Below are 16,719 nucleotides of genomic sequence, written 5' to 3'. Positions count from 1 at the left end.
CCCGCAGGCCCGGTGTGCCGGGCCTGTTGCTGGTCAGGCCAGCGCCCTGGCCAGCAGGGTCAGCGGATGTTCACAGGGCTTGCTGGTGGACATTTCGATTTGCCATTTGCAGGTTTCGCAGTCGGTTATCACCAGATCCACGTCACTCTCTTCTATCTGGCGGAACAGCGGCGCACCAATCGCCTGAGAGGTCGGGTAGTTTTCGGTTTTAAACCCGTAGGTCCCGGCAATTCCGCAGCAGCGGGATTCCAGTTCGACCAGCTCCAGCCCCGGGATCAGCCGTAACAGCGCCAGGGTATAGAGTGACCAGCCCATTTTCTCCATATGACACGGGGTGTGGTACGCCACCCGCAGCGGCATTCGCCGCAGGTTCAGGGTGGCGCCGTCATCCAGCTGCCGCCAGATAAACCGGGTGGCCAGTTCGATATGGTCACGCAGCGGGGCGGTATCCACATCCAGCACATCGGGGTACTCATCCCGCAGGGTAAAGGTGCAGGTAGAGGAGGTGGCAATCACCGGCAACTGGCGGTGCAAAATGGCCTGCCCGAGGGCGGCGGCATTGACCCTGGCCTGTTTGCGGGCTTTGTCGTAAAAGCCGTTGGCGATAAGCGGTACCCCGCAGCATTTTTCTTTGTCCAGTAGCTGGACACCTATCCCCAGGGCGTTAACCACTTTCAGCAGATCCCGCCCCAGTTGTGGGTTGTTGTAATTGACATAGCAACCGTGGAAAAACGCCGCCTGGCGGCTGAACTGCTGCTGGTGCGCCGCCTGTTTGCGATACCACTGGCGAAAGGTGCCGCCGGTGGCGTATTTAGGCAGCGTGCGGCGGTGATCGATTTTCAGCGCGCTATCAAGCATACGCCGCACCGGAGCCAGCCCGGTGGTGGCATTAACCAGCGGCGCAAACGGGGTGGCGAGGGTGCCCATCAGATCGGTGTGGCTGAGTACCGTATCGCGGATTGAGACATTACGCGGTGCGAACTGCGCCCGGGCGCGCTGGATAAGATCGCCAATCTTCACATCAGAAGGGCAGGCCACTTCACAGCGTTTGCAGTTGGTGCAGTATTTAAGGGCTTCATCATACAGGCCCGGGTCCTTGAGCCGTAAACGTTCGCCGTCAGGGCCCGCCTGCTTTGGCCCGGGGTAGCGGGGGTTAACCGCGCTTACCGGGCAGGCCGTTGTACACACGGTGCATTTAATGCAGTTTTCAAAGCCGCTGTTATGCAGACTCATAGGGGGGCCTCCTGATGCGCAAGGATCTGGTCGGCGGCGTGGAGCGCCGTCACCACCGAAACCCCACCACCGCAGCCGAGGTGGATCGGATCAAATCCCCCCAGCACGCCGCCAATCACAAACATATCCGCCACCGGGGCACCGTCCTTGCGGGGCCGCAGGGCGGCATCCGCCAGCACGCCAAACTGCTGCCACGGCTGGGGCTGGAAGAAATCGGCCTGGTACCACTGGCTGCGGGGGCCCGGGTCCTGAACTTCCAGCCCGAACAGCGGCTCCTGTATGCCGCTGCGGGTGGCCACCAGCCCCTGGCTGAAGAAGCTGCCGCTGGCCAGCACCAGATGGCGGGCCCGGAGCGGGATATCCCCGTGGTTCGCGGTAAATACCCGGTAGCCGCCCCCGGGTTCGGGGTGGGCCTGTTGTACTTTATCCCCCACCAGTACCGTGCCCCCAAGGGTGCGGAAATAGCGCGCCAGCGCCTGGTGCAGCGCGATACCGGGGACTGACGGCGGCAGGGTGGGAACACAGGCAATAGCGCAGCCGATACTGGCTTGCAGATTGGCGATGATCCGCGGGTTATCCAGCCCCAGGCAGGCCGGCAGGATCAATAAATCACTGTGCCTGGCAAGCTGGTGCAGCTCATGAAGCAGGGCATTATGCTGGGCGTCGTTATCCAGTACCCGGGCAATATTCACCGAGCGAAATTCGCTGGGGTTATCCCGCAGTTGATCCAGTACCGGCAGGGTCAGTTCTGCCTGGCGGCAGGAAACGCCCTCCCGCTGCAGGCTGTCGACGATACTGGCCGGCTCGATATCCAGAAAACCGCAGATCCCCACCACCGTTACCCGCTGGGACGAGCCAATCGTGCGGCAGGCGTGGCGGGGGCTAAGCCAGGTGCGGTGCCATTTACCGAGCGGGGTCAGGCTGTGATGAGGGGTATCCAGGCTACCGTGCATGGCCAGTGGGCTCTGGGTAAATAGCGATTCGGCGTCCCGGGCAAGGCGGATAACCGACGCGGCACCAATCAACGTGTAGGGGTGCTGCGGGGCCTGACGGGCAAGCTCCGCCAGGGCTGAGGGCAGATCGTTAACTGGGCTACCGTCGGGCAGGCGGTTGAGCAGATCCAGCCCCCCGGAGGCGAAATGCAGTGCGCTTTGTCCGCGGCTGACAATCACCGTTTTATGGCCGCCCTGGGCCAGACGAATCCCGCATACCAGGCCCGCGAGGCCGCCCCCGATAATCAGTGAGTCAAACTTCATCAGTATTTCCTTCCTGTACCATACCGCACAGCCCCATATAGATCCAGCGGGTAAATTCAGCCTCACGCAGGGCATCCCCCCAGGCCACAGGCTGGATCCCTTTCCAGCGCTCATTGAGAAATTCGCTGAGCTGCGCCAGGGACTGGCGCGGCGGGGTGACCTGTAAGCGCTGCATCAGGCCGCTGGCGCGGCAGGCACACAGCTCACCCTGGCAGGTCCCCATGCCGACCCGGGTGCGGCGGCGCAAATCCACCAGATTGGTGACCGTCAGGGATTCCACCGCGTAGCGCACTTCGGCGGCGCTGACCGCTTCACATTCGCACACCAGGCTCTTGCCCAGCCTATCATTGTCCAGCCACTGGCTGGCCCGCTCCCCGTGGCGATATACCGCAGAACCGCGCAGCGGGGCAGGCAGCGACACCACTTTGCGCAGCGTGCTTTCACTGCTCTCCCGGGAGCCGGGTAGCGGCACGGTGGCGGTATCACAGGGGGTGGTATTCCCCAGTTTGCGGCAGACGGCATCGGTGGCCCACTCGGCCATCAGGCGGTAGGTCATCAGTTTGCCGCCGGTAATGGTAATAAAGCCTTCCAGGCCGTCGCGGCTGGCGTGATCCAGCAGCACAATGCCCCGGCTGACGTTGCGCCCGGTGGGATCATCGTCGCTGGCCACCAACGGGCGCACCCCGGCATAGGCGCGTAAAATGCGGGTTTCCGCCAGTGAGGGGGCCAGTTTGGCCCCTTCGCGGATCAGGATGTCCACCTCTTGCGCCGTCACCCGGGTATTGTCTATCTGGTCATCGGCAATATGGGTGGAGGTGGTACCGATCAGCGAGATGGTATCCCCGGGCACCAGAATGTCGGCGTCTGCCGGCTTACGGCAGCGGTTAATCACCTGCTGATTAATGCGGTGCCCGAGGATCAACAGCGCGCCTTTCGCCGGGAACATCCGCACCCGCAGCGCGGCGTATTCCGCAATCTGCTGGCCCCAGATCCCGGCGGCGTTAACCACCACCGGGGCATAGAGCTGGCCGCGCTGGCCGGTGCGACAGTCCTGATAATGCACCCCGGTCACCCGGTCCCCCTGGCGGATCAGGCCGGTTACCGCATGCCAGGTCAGGACAGTGGCGCCCTGTTCCCGGGCATCAAGCATATTGGCCGTGGTGAGGCGAAAAGGGTCCACGGTGCCGTCCGGCACCTGGACTGCCCCGATTAGCGCCGGGTTAACTGCCGGTTCGGCGAGCCTGGCCTGCTGTGGTGTGAGCAGGCGGGTATCTATCTCTGCCGCCTGGCAGGCGGCAATAAAACGCTGCTGCCAGGCGAGATCGTCCTCCGGCAGGGTAATAAACAGGCCGCCGGTGGGCTCAATACAGTGGCGGGCGATGCGCTTCAGGATGCGGTTTTCCCGGATGCACTCCCGGGCAGATTCGGGATCGTTAACCGCGTAGCGGGCGCCGCTGTGCAGCAGGCCGTGGTTGCGGCCCGTTGCCCCGGTGGCGATATCGTGACGCTCCAGCAGGATGGCCCGTAACCCGCGCCTGGCGCAATCGCGCACGATCCCGGCCCCGGTTGCGCCACCGCCAATAATGATTACATCTGCTTCCTGGTGTCCGCGGGTTGTCATAACCCCTCCTGGCCAATAATTCCTTACCTTTAGTAGACCATAAGGCGTTACTAAAATGTTTGATAGCGAGCACAAACGAGCATTTTGTGAAAAGGCAGCATCATGAAAAATGACGATATTTACAATATTTGCGCGTTTTTTAACATTGTGTGTGCTATTTCACAGCATGAAATGCGGTGGATCCCTATTATCACGCTCGAAAAGGAACGTAAGTTTTATTGACCTGTGACTGACGAACACCGTAAGCCAGGAGGCATACATGTTAAGTATTTTTAAACCGATAGCCCATCGCGCCCGGCTGCCTGATGCGCAAATTGATCCCCACTATCGCCGCCTGCGCTGGCAGATATTCCTCGGGATCTTTTTTGGTTATGCAGCCTATTATCTGGTGCGTAAGAACTTCACCCTGGCAATGCCGTATTTGATCGAGCAAGGGTTTTCCCGGGGAGATTTGGGGTTTGCGTTATCCGGTATCTCTATTGCTTACGGGTTTTCGAAATTTATTATGGGGTCAGTGTCTGACCGCTCAAACCCCCGGGTGTTTCTGCCTGCCGGGTTGATCCTCGCCGCGCTGGTGATGCTTATCATGGGGTTTGTCCCCTGGGCGACCTCCAGCATTATGACCATGTTTGTGCTGCTGTTTTTGTGTGGCTGGTTCCAGGGGATGGGCTGGCCACCTTGCGGGCGGACCATGGTGCACTGGTGGTCCCAGAAGGAGCGTGGCGGCATCGTGTCGGTGTGGAACTGTGCCCATAACGTCGGGGGCGGGCTGCCGCCGCTGTTGTTCCTGCTGGGGATGTACTGGTTCAGTGACTGGCACGCGGCACTCTATATGCCCGCCATTGCCGCCATTATTGTCGCGCTGTTTGCTTTTATGCTGATGCGCGATACCCCCCAGTCCTGCGGGTTACCGCCTATTGAGGAATATAAGCAGGATTATCCTGATGACTACAGCGAGCGGGATGAGCAAGAGCTGACCACCAAACAGATTTTTATGCAGTATGTCTTACCAAACCGTCTGCTGTGGTATATCGCGGTGGCTAATGTGTTTGTCTATTTATTGCGCTACGGCATTCTCGACTGGTCACCCACCTACCTCAAGGAAGTGAAGCACTTTGCGCTGGATAAATCCTCATGGGCCTATTTCCTCTACGAGTATGCCGGGATCCCGGGCACCCTGATCTGTGGCTGGATGTCTGACCGGGTATTTAAAGGCAACCGCGGCGCCACCGGGGTCTTCTTTATGGTGCTGGTGACCATTGCCACCGTGGTTTACTGGCTTAACCCGCCGGGCAACCCCGGGGTGGACATGGTGTGCATGATTGTCATTGGCTTCCTGATCTACGGCCCGGTGATGCTGATAGGGTTGCATGCGCTGGAGCTGGCGCCGAAGAAGGCGGCCGGTACCGCGGCCGGGTTTACCGGGCTGTTTGGTTACCTGGGGGGATCGGTGGCGGCCAGCGCCATTGTGGGTTATACGGTGGACAGCTTTGGCTGGGACGGCGGTTTTATGGTGATGATTGGCGGCAGCATACTGGCGGTACTGCTGTTGCTGGTGGTGATGATTGGTGAGCGCCGCCATCATCAGCAGCTCGCCGACCAGCGGGGGTAACGGTGTCGCTGCCCGCTTCACGCGCGAGTGGTTGCGCTGAACCGGGCACGCGCTGCCTTTTCTCTCCTGACCCGGTCTGCCTTTTTTTGTTGATCACGCGGGGGTTTTATAGGGGTTATTACGATTTTTTGATAAGATCGCCCCGGTAAAACTGACTAACATTTCCGCGTTTTAACAATCGAAAAGGTAAATTATGACCTCTGCAGCAGAACGTGAAGAGTTCGCGCGCTGGTGGGCCACGGAAGGCGACTGGGTTGAAGAGCCTAACCAGCGCCGTGGCGGAATGAGTGGCGTACAGCGCACCCAGTACAACGGGAAAACGGTGTATGTGAAGCGCATGACACACCACCTGTTTCACTCTTTGCGTTATCCGTTTGGCCGCCCGACCATTGTGCGGGAAATCGACGTGATCCGTGACCTTGAAAAGGCCGGGGTGATCGTGCCCAAAATTGTTTATGGCAAGGCGATGAAAATTGACGGTGAATGGCGCGCGCTGCTGGTTACCGAAGATATGGCCGGGTTTATCAGTATTGCCGACTGGTATGAACAGCATGCCAAAACGCCGTTTTCTGACGAGCTGCGTGAAGGGATGCTGCGGGCGGTTGCTGTGGCGTTTAAAGGGATGCACAGCGTGAAGCGCCAGCACGGCTGCTGCTATGTGCGCCATATTTATGTCCGCACCGACGGTAAAGAACAGGCCGGGTTCCTCGATCTGGAAAAAAGCCGCCGCCGCCTGTGCCGCGAAAAGGCCATTCACCACGATTTTCGCCAGCTGGAAAAGTACCTTGATCCCATCCCCCGGGCGGACTGGGAAAAGGTAAAGGCCTATTACCGCACTCTGTAATTTGCTCCACCGTACATCACAACACCGGCGCCATCAGGGCACCGGTGTTGTCTGAAGTACGGTCTGGATCACTGGCCGGCGAGCGCCGCAGCAATCTGCTGTAGCGACTGGCGCTGGTGACCATCGCCATCAAAATTGTCCGGGTGCAGCCAGGCCATAAACGCCCGGTTTTGCCCGGGCCATTCACGGTCGATAATCGAAAACCAACTGGTATCCCGGGTGCGGCCTTTATAGACCAGCGCCTGGCGGAACAGCCCTTCAAACTGGAAACCCAGCCGGGCCGCCGCATTGCGGGAGGGCTGGTTGAGGCTGTCACACTTCCATTCATAACGCCGGTAGCCCAGCGAGTCAAAAACGTAGCGCATCAGCAGCCAGTGCGCTTCTGTGGACATTGGGGTCCGCTGCAGGGCCGGTGAAAAATGCACGTGGCCCACTTCGACAATGCCGTTTTGCTGGTCGATACGCATTAATGACAAGGTGCCCACCGGCTGCCCGCTGTCCCGGGCGATGACGGTATAAAAGACCGGATCGCGGCTGGTGGCCATCTGCCCGGCCAGGGTCTGGTATTCCGCTTCTGATGCCGGTGGCTGCTGGAAAAGCCAGGTCCAGCTCCGGGGATCGGCGGCCTGCTGGTAAGCGTGGTACAGGGCGCTGGCGTGCTGGAGGCTGAATGGAACAACGCGGCAATAGCGGCCTTCCAGGGTGACGTTACCCGGGCGCGGGCGGGGCTGCCAGTCCGGCAGGGGATCGCCAATCGGTTGTCCCCACTGGTTTAACTGTGGCATGGGTAATTCCTTATAGTGCTAAATGATGCCCCCAGACTAGCCAGATTGCTGGCCCATAAAAAGTGCCATATAGTGGCAATATGATGGTGCCACCAGGCCTACAGTATGAACCTTCCTGAACCGCAGTTGATCCAGTTATTAGCCCGGCCGCCGCTGAGTGAGAGCCGTGAAACCCGCCACCGGGCGCTGTACTTGCGCCTGAAGCAGGCTGTCGCCACCGGGCAGCTGAAAGCCCACAGCCGCCTGCCCGGGGGACGGCGGCTGGCGGCGCTGCTCGGGGTTTCCCGTAATACCGTTGAAGCGGCGCTGGAGCAACTGGTGGTGGAGGGGTATCTGCGGCGGGATAAGCAGGGCAGCCAGGTGCTGGCACTGCCCCGGGCGGTGCCGCCCGCGCCCACCAGTACAGTGGATCTTGCCCAACTGGCCGGGCGGATGCGGGCCGTGGCGGGATATCCGGCCCGGGGAGAGAGCCCACTCCTGTTGCAACCGGGGTGCCCGTCGATTTATGACTTTCCGCTGAACCACTGGCAGCGCTGCCGCAAGTATGCCCTGCAAGCCCTGGGCATGGAGGCGCTGGCCTATGGGCCCCCGCTCGGGGAGCGGGCACTGCGGGCGGCGGTGGCGCGCCATTTGTCGTTATCCCGGGCGGTGCCTTGTGATCTGGAGCAGGTGGTTATCACCCAGGGCACCCGCCAGGCGCTGGATATCTGTGTGCAGTTGCTGACTAACCCCGGGGATACCGCCTGGGTGGAGAACCCCGGTTACCCCAGTGCGCAGGTGGCTTTCCGGGCCGGTGATCTGGCGCTGGTGCCGGTGGCGGTGGATGACGAAGGCATCGCCCCTACGGCGGCCCAGTGGCGCGATACGCCGCCCAAACTGATCTATACCACCCCCTCTCATCAATACCCGCTGGGGTATGTGATGAGCGCCGCCCGCCGCCTGGCGCTGCTCGACAACGCCAGCCGCAGCCAGAGCTGGATCATTGAGGATGATTACGACAGCGAGTTTCGCCACAGCGGGGAGCCGGTGGCGGCGATGCAGGGCATGATAGCCCTGCCGCCGGTGATTTATGTCGGCACCTTCAGCAAAACCCTGTTCCCCGCGCTGGGGGTGGGGTTTATGGTGTTGCCGCCGCAGCTGATACCGGCAGTGGGGTGGCTAAAACCGCTGTTGCGCGGGGGCGATCGGCTGGCCCAGCTGGCGCTGGCGGAGTTTATTGAACGGGGATATTACAGCCGCCACCTTAGCGCCATGCGCCGCCAGTACAGTGAGCGCCAGAAGCGGCTGCGCCAGTTGCTGGCGGCAGAGATCCCGGTGGCGCACCGTATTTATGGCGGGGCCGGGGGGATGCATTTGACCCTGGCACTAGCGGCGGACATTGATGATCGGGCGCTGGTGCGGCAATTACAGGCGGCGGGCATCGGCCCGGGGGCGCTATCGCGCTTTTATATGCCGGGGACCGGGGCCCAGCCCGGGCTGGTGATTGGCTACGGCGGGGCGCCGCTTTCCCGGCTGGAAGGGGCGATTCACCAGCTGGCGCGCCGCCTACGGGCCGGCTAACGGACGATCACAGGCTGATTTCGATATCACCTGCCGCTTTGCAGCAGCAGGGCAGGATCTCGCCGGGTTGAATAAAGGCCAGCGGGTCAGTAAGCCATTCTACTTCGCCAGCCAGTAGCCGGGTGCGGCAGGCGCCGCAATACCCGGCGCGGCACTGGTATTCAACCGGTATATTGCGTGATTCCAGTAAGGCCAGCAGGGAAGGGTGCTCCCCTGCTTTACAGACCAGTTGCGCGCCGCTCAGGCGCAGGGTGATACGCTGAATCATCAGGCTTACAGCTGGAAGTTACTGAGGTCGTCGGCGTCGATTTCGGCATCTATCTGGCCCACCAGATAGGAGCTGACTTCCACTTCCTGCGGGGCGACCTGCACGTTGTCCGACACCAGCCAGGCGTTGATCCAGGGGATCGGGTTAGAGCGGGTCTGGAAGGGCAGATCGAGCCCGACCGCCTGCATGCGGATATTGGTGATGTATTCCACATACTGGCAGAGAATGTCTTTATTCAGGCCGATCATCGAACCGTCGCGGAACAGGTAGCTGGCCCACTCTTTTTCCTGCTGGGCGGCCATCACAAACAGGTCATAGCACTGTTGCTGGCATTCCGCGGCGATCTCGGCCATTTCCGGATCGTCCTGGCCGGAGCGCAGCAGATTGAGCATATGCTGGGTACCGGTCAGGTGCAGGGCTTCGTCACGGGCGATCAGTTTGATGATTTTGGCGTTGCCTTCCATCAGTTCACGCTCGGCAAAGGCAAACGAGCAGGCGAAGCTGACATAGAAGCGGATCGCTTCCAGGGCGTTAACGCTCATCAGGCACAGGTAGAGCTGTTTTTTCAGGGCGCGCAGGCTGACATTTACGGTTTTGCCGTTAACGCTGTGGGTGCCTTCCCCCAGCAGGTGCCAGTAGCTGGTCATTTCGATAAGATCGTCATAGTAGTCCGAAATGTCTTTGGCGCGCTTGAGGATCTCGTCGTTGGTGACGATATCGTCAAACACAACCGCCGGGTCATTGACGATATTGCGGATGATATGGGTGTAAGAGCGGGAGTGGATGGTTTCGGAAAACGCCCAGGTTTCTACCCAGGTTTCCAGCTCCGGAATGGAAATCAGCGGCAGCAGCGCCACGTTGGGGCTGCGGCCCTGGATAGAGTCCAGCAGTGTCTGGTACTTCAGGTTGCTGAGGAAGATGTGCTTTTCATGTTCCGGCAGGGCCTGGAAGTCAATACGATCCCGGGCGACGTCCACTTCTTCCGGGCGCCAGAAAAAGGAGAGCTGCTTTTCAATCAGCTTTTCAAAAATGTCATATTTTTGCTGGTCGTAGCGGGCCACGTTAACCGACTGGCCAAAAAACATCGGCTCAAGCAGCGGGTTATTTTTCGTCTGTGAAAAGGTGGTGTAAGCCATGAATTGAGATCCTGTTCGCCACAGCCGCGATGCCGTGACGCCAATGCAGGCCGCTGGCGGCCCGACTAACTTATCGAAGAAAGGGCGGGGAATGCCCCGCCCGGCTAATCAGATTTTGCACGCGCCGCTTTCGCAGCCGTCATCCTGGATGGACGCCACCAGGTCATCCTGGGTATCTTCCGCGCCATCGCGGGTGTTCTGATAGTAAAGGGTTTTGACCCCGAATTTATAGGCGGTGAGCAAATCTTTGAGCAATTGCTGCATCGGCACTTTTCCTGACGGGAAGCGCGCCGGATCATAGTTGGTATTCGCTGAAATCGACTGGTCGATAAATTTCTGCATGATGCCCACTAATTGCAGGTAGCCGTCGTTGCTGCCCATTTCCCACAGTAATTCGTAGCGGTCTTTCAGCTGTTCGTAGTCCGGCACCACCTGGCGCAGGATACCGTCTTTCGACGCTTTAATACTGATATGGCCCCGGGGCGGTTCAATACCGTTGGTGGCGTTCGAAATCTGGGATGACGTCTCAGACGGCATCAGGGCTGAGAGCGTGGAGTTACGCAGGCCGTGGGCCACGATATCGGCGCGCAGGGCTTCCCAGTCGTAGTGCAGCGGTTCCTGGCAGATGCTGTCGAGATCCTTTTTATAGGTGTCGATAGGCAGCACGCCTTTGGCGTAGGTGGTTTCTTTAAACCACGGGCAGGCCCCTTGCTCTTTGGCCAGCTCATTAGAGGCTTTCAGCAGGTAATACTGAATGGCTTCAAACGCCTGGTGGGTCAGATTATTGGCGCTGCCGTCGGAGTAGCGCACCCCATGTTTTGCCAGGTAGTAGGCGAAGTTGATCACGCCGATACCCAGGGTACGGCGGCCCATCGCACCGCGTTTGGCTGCCGGGATCGGGTAGTCCTGATAATCCAGCAGGGCATCCAGGGCACGAACTGCCAGCACCGCCAGCTCTTCCAGCTCGTCGAGGCTGCTGATAGCGCCGAGGTTAAAGGCTGACAGGGTACAAAGGGCGATTTCGCCGTTGTCGTCGTTGACATCGTCCAGCGGTTTGGTGGGCAGGGCGATTTCCAGGCACAAGTTAGACTGGCGCACGGGCGCAATGGCCGGATCAAACGGGCTGTGCGTATTGCAGTGGTCGACGTTCTGGATGTAGATTCGGCCGGTGGAGGCGCGTTCCTGCATCATCAGGGAGAACAGATCCGCGGCTTTGACGCGCTGCTTACGGATGCTGGCATCCTGCTCGTATTGGGTGTACAGGCGTTCAAATTCTTGCTGATCCGCAAAGAAGGCGTCATACAACCCGGGCACGTCAGACGGGCTGAACAGGGTGATGTCGCCGCCTTTTAACAGCCGGGTATACATCAGTTTGTTGATTTGCACCCCATAGTCCATATGGCGCACCCGGTTACCTTCTACCCCACGGTTATTTTTCAGCACCAGCAGGCTTTCGACTTCCAGGTGCCACAACGGGTAGAACAGCGTGGCCGCGCCACCGCGTACCCCGCCCTGAGAGCAGGACTTCACCGCGGTCTGGAAATGTTTGTAGAACGGAATACAGCCGGTGTGGAAGGCTTCCCCACCGCGGATAGGGCTCCCCAGGGCGCGAATACGCCCGGCGTTAATGCCGATACCGGCGCGCTGGGAGACATATTTAACAATGGCGCTGGAGGTGGCGTTAATGGAGTCCAGGCTGTCGCCGCACTCGATAAGCACACAGGAGCTGAACTGACGGGTCGGCGTACGCACCCCGGACATTATCGGGGTTGGCAGCGAAATCTTAAAGGTGGACACCGCATCATAAAAACGCTTCACATAATCGAGGCGGGTTTCACGGGGGTAATTTGAGAACAGGCAGGCGGCCACCAGCACGTACAGGAACTGGGCGCTCTCGTAGATTTCACCGCTAACGCGGTTCTGGACCAGGTATTTGCCTTCCAGCTGTTTTACTGCCGCATAAGAAAAGTTCATATCGCGCCAGTGGTCGATAAAACTGTCCATCTGCTGGAACTCTTCTTCCGTGTAGTCTTCCAGCAGATGACTGTCGTATTTGCCCAGTTCAACCATGTTAACCACATGATCGAACAGCGCCGGCGGCTCAAACTGGCCGTAGGCTTTTTTACGCAGGTGGAAGATGGCCAGACGGGCGGCCATGTACTGGTAATCCGGGGCCTCGCGGGAGATAAGATCCGCAGCGGCTTTGATAATGGTCTCGTGGATATCAGAGGTTCTGATGCCGTCATAAAACTGAATGTGTGAACGGAGTTCAACCTGAGAAACCGAGACGTTGTGTAAACCTTCTGCCGCCCAGTCCAGTACGCGGTGGATTTTATCCAGATTGATGCGCTCGGTGGAGCCGTCGCGCTTAGTCACCATCAGACTCTGATTCATGCCGATTATACCTGTCCGTGAATTAACGGTGAAAATGAAATACCCGCTACTTATCCACAAACCGCAATAGTGATTGTGTTTGTGGATAAATACTATATGTAGGGGGTGTGTTTTACGATTAACGCTATATGGTGAGTTATTCTAGTCGGGATTCTTTTCAGTACAAGGGTTGCATTTGAGGTTAATTTGAGGTTGCGCCAGGTAAAAAAACGGTAAGTCCGCATCCGGTAAGGGCTGCATTGAAAGTCAATAAGCGGGATTTTTTTTATGAAAATTGATCGAGTGCTGATTTCTTCGGCGAAGCGGTGAAAAGCGCGACTTGATGTCGCGCAATTTTGGTGGCGGGGAGTGCCTCTCAGTCGGGCAATTTGTGCTGTGTGTGCAACATATAGTTAACGTCAACCCCGGCACCAAGGCGGAAATGGTCAGTCAGCGGGTTGTAATGCAGGCCGGTGATATGGCGCTCCTGCAGATCGGTGCTGTCCACCCAGCCCAGCAGCTCCGCCGGTTTAATAAACTTCTTAATATCATGGGTGCCTTTGGGCACCATATTCATAATGTATTCCGCGCCCACCACCGCCATCAGCCAGGCTTTGCCGTTGCGGTTAATGGTGGAGAAAAACACATGGCCGCCGGGCTTCACCAGCCGGGCGCAGGCCTTAACCACTGAGGCCGGGTCCGGCACGTGTTCGAGCATTTCCATACAGGTGACCACGTCGTACTCCCCGGGGTGTTCGCAGGCGAGCTGTTCGACGGTTTGCTGAATGTAGTCCACCTGTATGCCGCTCTCCAGGGCGTGCAGGCGCGCCACCAGCAGCGGTTCCGCCCCCATATCCAGACCGGTCACGTTTGCCCCTTCCCGGGCCATGCTCTCGGCCAGAATGCCCCCGCCGCAGCCCACATCCAGGACCTTCTTGCCGAACAGACCGTTGCTGCGGTTGGTGATGTAGCCGAGGCGGAGCGGATTAATGCGGTGTAGCGGTTTGAACTCACCTTCCATATCCCACCAGCGCGAGGCCACCGCCTCAAATTTGGCGATTTCCGCATGATCGACATTCTCTGGAGATTGGGTGTTTTCGGTGTTCATTCGGGCTCGTGCTCCTTGGTTCATGGTCTGGCGACGGTCACTGTTGCAGATCAGTCGTCCCTGGCTGCTATGTTGCAACATTGTGGGGCCGATTGCACCTGTCACCGTGTGCTAATCGCCCATCCTGAACAACCGGTGCCGGAAGCGCGAAGAAAGGCGCCAGGAAACGCTATCTGGTTTACCGCTCTTTGGGCGGTTGTGTTATAATTTGCGACCTTTGAATCCGGGATACATAGAGGGATAGCGGTTACATGAGCGACCTTGCCAGAGAAATAACACCGGTCAACATTGAGGAAGAGCTGAAAAGCTCCTATCTGGATTATGCGATGTCGGTGATTGTCGGCCGTGCATTACCAGATGTCCGAGATGGACTGAAACCGGTACACCGTCGCGTATTATACGCCATGAACGTGTTGGGCAACGACTGGAACAAAGCCTACAAAAAATCCGCCCGTGTTGTTGGTGACGTAATCGGTAAATACCACCCCCATGGTGACTCTGCCGTTTATGACACTATCGTTCGTATGGCGCAGCCTTTTTCCCTGCGTTACATGTTGGTCGACGGTCAGGGCAACTTTGGTTCTATTGACGGTGACTCCGCGGCAGCGATGCGTTATACGGAAATCCGTATGGCGAAAATCGCCCATGAGCTGATGGCCGATCTGGAAAAAGACACTGTCGATTTCGTTGACAACTATGACGGCACGGAAAAAATTCCTGACGTTATGCCGACCAAGATCCCCAACCTGCTGGTGAACGGGTCTTCCGGTATTGCCGTTGGTATGGCGACCAATATTCCGCCACATAACCTCACCGAGGTGGTCAACGGCTGCCTGGCGTATATCGATGATGAATCTATCAGCATTGAAGGGCTGATGGAGCACATTCCGGGGCCGGACTTCCCGACCTCTGCCATCATTAACGGCCGTCGCGGTATTGAAGAAGCGTACCGTACTGGCCGCGGCAAAATTTATATTCGTGCCCGCGCTGAAGTGGAAGCGGACGCCAAAACCGGCCGCGAAACCATTATCGTGCATGAAATTCCGTATCAGGTGAACAAAGCGCGCCTGATCGAAAAAATTGCCGAACTGGTCAAAGACAAACGGGTTGAAGGCATCAGTGCCCTGCGCGATGAGTCTGACAAAGACGGGATGCGCATTGTTATTGAGATCAAACGCGACGCCGTTGGCGAAGTGGTACTGAATAACCTGTACTCCCAGACCCAGATGCAAGTTTCTTTCGGGATCAATATGGTGGCGCTGCATCACGGCCAGCCGAAGATCCTTAACCTGAAAGACATTATCGAAGCCTTCGTGCGCCACCGCCGTGAAGTGGTGACCCGCCGGACAATCTTCGAACTGCGTAAAGCCCGTGACCGTGCGCATATCCTTGAAGCACTGGCGGTGGCGCTGGCGAACATTGACCCGATCATCGAGCTTATCCGTCATGCGCCGACCCCGGCAGAAGCGAAAGCTGGCCTGGTGGCCCGTCCGTGGGATCTGGGTAACGTTGCCGCCATGCTGGCAAGCGCCGGTGATGACGCGGCCCGCCCGGAATGGCTGGAGCCGGAGTTCGGTATCCGTGACGGCCAGTATTATCTGACCGAGCAGCAGGCCCAGGCTATCCTGGATCTGCGCCTGCAAAAGCTGACCGGCCTTGAGCATGAAAAACTGCTCGACGAGTATAAAGAGCTGCTGACCCAGATTGCTGAGCTGCTGTTTATCCTCGGCAATGCCGATCGTCTGATGGAAGTGATTCGCGAAGAGCTGGTGCTGATCCGCGATCAGTTTGGCGATGCGCGTCGTACTGAAATCACCGCCAACAGCGCTGATATCAATATTGAAGATCTGATAAGCCAGGAAGACGTGGTAGTCACCTTGTCCCACCAGGGCTATGTGAAATACCAGCCGCTGTCCGATTATGAAGCGCAGCGTCGCGGCGGTAAGGGCAAATCTGCGGCCCGCATTAAAGAAGAAGACTTTATTGACCGCCTGCTGGTGGCCAATACCCACGATACCATTCTGTGCTTCTCCAGCCGTGGTCGCCTGTACTGGATGAAGGTGTATCAGTTGCCGGAAGCGAGCCGTGGTGCCCGTGGCCGTCCGATTGTTAACCTGCTGCCGCTGGAGCCGAATGAGCGTATTACCGCCATTCTGCCGGTACGCGAATACGCCGAAGGCGTGAACGTGTTTATGGCCACCGCCAGCGGTACCGTGAAGAAAACCGCGCTGACAGAGTTCAGCCGTCCGCGTTCTGCGGGGATCATTGCGGTTAACCTGAACGACGGTGATGAGCTTATCGGTGTGGATTTAACCTCCGGGTCTGACGAGGTGATGTTGTTCTCCGCCGCGGGTAAAGTGGTGCGCTTCAAAGAAGACGCTGTGCGCGCCATGGGCCGTACGGCGACCGGGGTGCGCGGTATCAAGCTGGCCGATAGCGATAGCGTCGTCTCGCTGATCATTCCGCGTGGCGAAGGCACTATCCTGACGGTCACCCAGAACGGTTACGGTAAACGGACCTCTGCCGCAGAGTATCCGACCAAGTCCCGCGCCACCCAGGGGGTTATCTCCATCAAGGTGACGGAACGTAACGGCAATGTGGTCGGCGCTGTGCAGGTAGATGATGCTGACCAGATAATGATGATAACCGATGCCGGTACCCTGGTGCGTACCCGGGTGTCTGAGGTGAGCATTGTGGGGCGTAACACCCAGGGTGTTATCCTGATCCGTACTGCGGAAGACGAACACGTGGTTGGCCTGCAGCGCGTTGCTGAACCGGTTGACGACGAAGAGCTCGACAGCATCGACGGTAGCGTTGCGGAAGGGGAAGAGGATATCGCCCCTGAAGTTGACGGCGATGATGATGTCGCTGACGACGCAGACGAATAATCTGATTTACGCTGTTAACAGAGGGCCGGTTCTCC

At 58.5% G+C, this 16,719-nt stretch carries 12 protein-coding genes; 4 read left to right on the top strand and 8 right to left on the bottom strand.

What is annotated here, in order from left to right:
• Positions 1 to 33 precede the first annotated feature (33 nt).
• From glpC to glpA, 3 genes are read right to left on the bottom strand one after another with little or no spacing between them, the layout of a single operon-like run.
• Positions 34 to 1,233: an anaerobic glycerol-3-phosphate dehydrogenase subunit GlpC gene (gene glpC, locus F9C28_RS05350; RefSeq protein ID WP_408641445.1), complete on the bottom strand. Its 1,200-nt coding sequence runs from the start codon at positions 1,231 to 1,233 to the stop codon at positions 34 to 36.
• Positions 1,230 to 2,489, bottom strand: a complete 1,260-nt coding sequence (gene glpB, locus F9C28_RS05345; RefSeq protein WP_199014204.1) for a glycerol-3-phosphate dehydrogenase subunit GlpB — start codon at positions 2,487 to 2,489, stop codon at positions 1,230 to 1,232. The genes glpC and glpB overlap by 4 nt, the downstream gene beginning before the upstream one ends.
• On the bottom strand, positions 2,479 to 4,110 hold the full coding sequence (gene glpA / locus F9C28_RS05340) for an anaerobic glycerol-3-phosphate dehydrogenase subunit A (protein ID WP_199014203.1): 1,632 nt from the start codon (positions 4,108 to 4,110) through the stop codon (positions 2,479 to 2,481). Before glpA ends, glpB begins: the two co-directional genes overlap by 11 nt.
• Before the next feature lie 259 nt (positions 4,111 to 4,369).
• Between glpA and glpT the strand changes: the two genes are divergently transcribed.
• Positions 4,370 to 5,722 (top strand): glycerol-3-phosphate transporter, encoded by a 1,353-nt coding sequence (gene glpT / locus F9C28_RS05335; protein ID WP_199014202.1) that lies wholly within the window; start codon positions 4,370 to 4,372, stop codon positions 5,720 to 5,722.
• Between the two features lie 193 nt (positions 5,723 to 5,915).
• A complete protein-coding gene (inaA, locus tag F9C28_RS05330; RefSeq protein WP_199014201.1) occupies positions 5,916 to 6,566 on the top strand; it encodes a lipopolysaccharide kinase InaA in 651 nt (216 codons plus the stop codon).
• 68 nt (positions 6,567 to 6,634) lie between these two features.
• Here the strand turns inward: inaA and F9C28_RS05325 are convergent, their stop codons facing one another.
• Positions 6,635 to 7,351 carry a GNAT family N-acetyltransferase gene (locus F9C28_RS05325; RefSeq protein WP_199014200.1) on the bottom strand — a complete coding sequence of 239 codons (717 nt, stop codon included), beginning with the start codon at positions 7,349 to 7,351 and terminating at the stop codon, positions 6,635 to 6,637.
• 105 nt (positions 7,352 to 7,456) lie between these two features.
• Between F9C28_RS05325 and pdxR the strand changes: the two genes are divergently transcribed.
• A complete protein-coding gene (pdxR, locus tag F9C28_RS05320; RefSeq protein WP_199014199.1) occupies positions 7,457 to 8,911 on the top strand; it encodes a MocR-like pyridoxine biosynthesis transcription factor PdxR in 1,455 nt (484 codons plus the stop codon).
• 7 nt (positions 8,912 to 8,918) lie between these two features.
• Here pdxR and yfaE read toward each other — a convergent pair whose 3' ends face one another.
• The 4 genes from yfaE to ubiG all read right to left on the bottom strand — a co-directional run bounded on the left by yfaE (position 8,919) and on the right by ubiG (position 13,796).
• Positions 8,919 to 9,176 (bottom strand): class I ribonucleotide reductase maintenance protein YfaE, encoded by a 258-nt coding sequence (yfaE, locus tag F9C28_RS05315; RefSeq protein ID WP_199014286.1) that lies wholly within the window; start codon positions 9,174 to 9,176, stop codon positions 8,919 to 8,921.
• Between the two features lie 8 nt (positions 9,177 to 9,184).
• Positions 9,185 to 10,315, bottom strand: a complete 1,131-nt coding sequence (gene nrdB / locus F9C28_RS05310; RefSeq protein ID WP_199014198.1) for a class Ia ribonucleoside-diphosphate reductase subunit beta — start codon at positions 10,313 to 10,315, stop codon at positions 9,185 to 9,187.
• A 108-nt stretch (positions 10,316 to 10,423) separates the two neighbouring features.
• A complete protein-coding gene (nrdA, locus tag F9C28_RS05305) occupies positions 10,424 to 12,709 on the bottom strand; it encodes a class 1a ribonucleoside-diphosphate reductase subunit alpha (protein WP_199014197.1) in 2,286 nt (761 codons plus the stop codon).
• Positions 12,710 to 13,064: 355 nt separating this feature from the next.
• Positions 13,065 to 13,796, bottom strand: a complete 732-nt coding sequence (ubiG, locus tag F9C28_RS05300) for a bifunctional 2-polyprenyl-6-hydroxyphenol methylase/3-demethylubiquinol 3-O-methyltransferase UbiG (protein WP_199014196.1) — start codon at positions 13,794 to 13,796, stop codon at positions 13,065 to 13,067.
• Between the two features lie 251 nt (positions 13,797 to 14,047).
• Here ubiG and gyrA point away from each other — a divergent pair, with 251 nt between their 5' ends.
• Positions 14,048 to 16,684, top strand: a complete 2,637-nt coding sequence (gene gyrA / locus F9C28_RS05295) for a DNA topoisomerase (ATP-hydrolyzing) subunit A (protein ID WP_199014195.1) — start codon at positions 14,048 to 14,050, stop codon at positions 16,682 to 16,684.
• The last annotated feature ends 35 nt before the right edge of the window (positions 16,685 to 16,719 follow it).

It is taken from the genome of Shimwellia pseudoproteus (assembly GCF_016415625.1).
Classification (GTDB): domain Bacteria; phylum Pseudomonadota; class Gammaproteobacteria; order Enterobacterales; family Enterobacteriaceae; genus Shimwellia; species Shimwellia pseudoproteus.
The sequence above is the reverse complement of the archived record's forward strand: the minus strand, read 5'-3'. Positions and strand labels throughout refer to the sequence as shown.

Coding starts and splice junctions, on each gene's coding strand:
- glpC (WP_408641445.1), bottom strand. CDS start 1,233: ATGAGTCTGCATAACAGCGGCTTTGAAAACTGCATTAAATGCACCGTG.
- glpB (WP_199014204.1), bottom strand. CDS start 2,489: ATGAAGTTTGACTCACTGATTATCGGGGGCGGCCTCGCGGGCCTGGTA.
- glpA (WP_199014203.1), bottom strand. CDS start 4,110: ATGACAACCCGCGGACACCAGGAAGCAGATGTAATCATTATTGGCGGT.
- glpT (WP_199014202.1), top strand. CDS start 4,370: ATGTTAAGTATTTTTAAACCGATAGCCCATCGCGCCCGGCTGCCTGAT.
- inaA (WP_199014201.1), top strand. CDS start 5,916: ATGACCTCTGCAGCAGAACGTGAAGAGTTCGCGCGCTGGTGGGCCACG.
- F9C28_RS05325 (WP_199014200.1), bottom strand. CDS start 7,351: ATGCCACAGTTAAACCAGTGGGGACAACCGATTGGCGATCCCCTGCCG.
- pdxR (WP_199014199.1), top strand. CDS start 7,457: ATGAACCTTCCTGAACCGCAGTTGATCCAGTTATTAGCCCGGCCGCCG.
- nrdB (WP_199014198.1), bottom strand. CDS start 10,315: ATGGCTTACACCACCTTTTCACAGACGAAAAATAACCCGCTGCTTGAG.
- nrdA (WP_199014197.1), bottom strand. CDS start 12,709: ATGAATCAGAGTCTGATGGTGACTAAGCGCGACGGCTCCACCGAGCGC.
- ubiG (WP_199014196.1), bottom strand. CDS start 13,796: ATGAACACCGAAAACACCCAATCTCCAGAGAATGTCGATCATGCGGAA.
- gyrA (WP_199014195.1), top strand. CDS start 14,048: ATGAGCGACCTTGCCAGAGAAATAACACCGGTCAACATTGAGGAAGAG.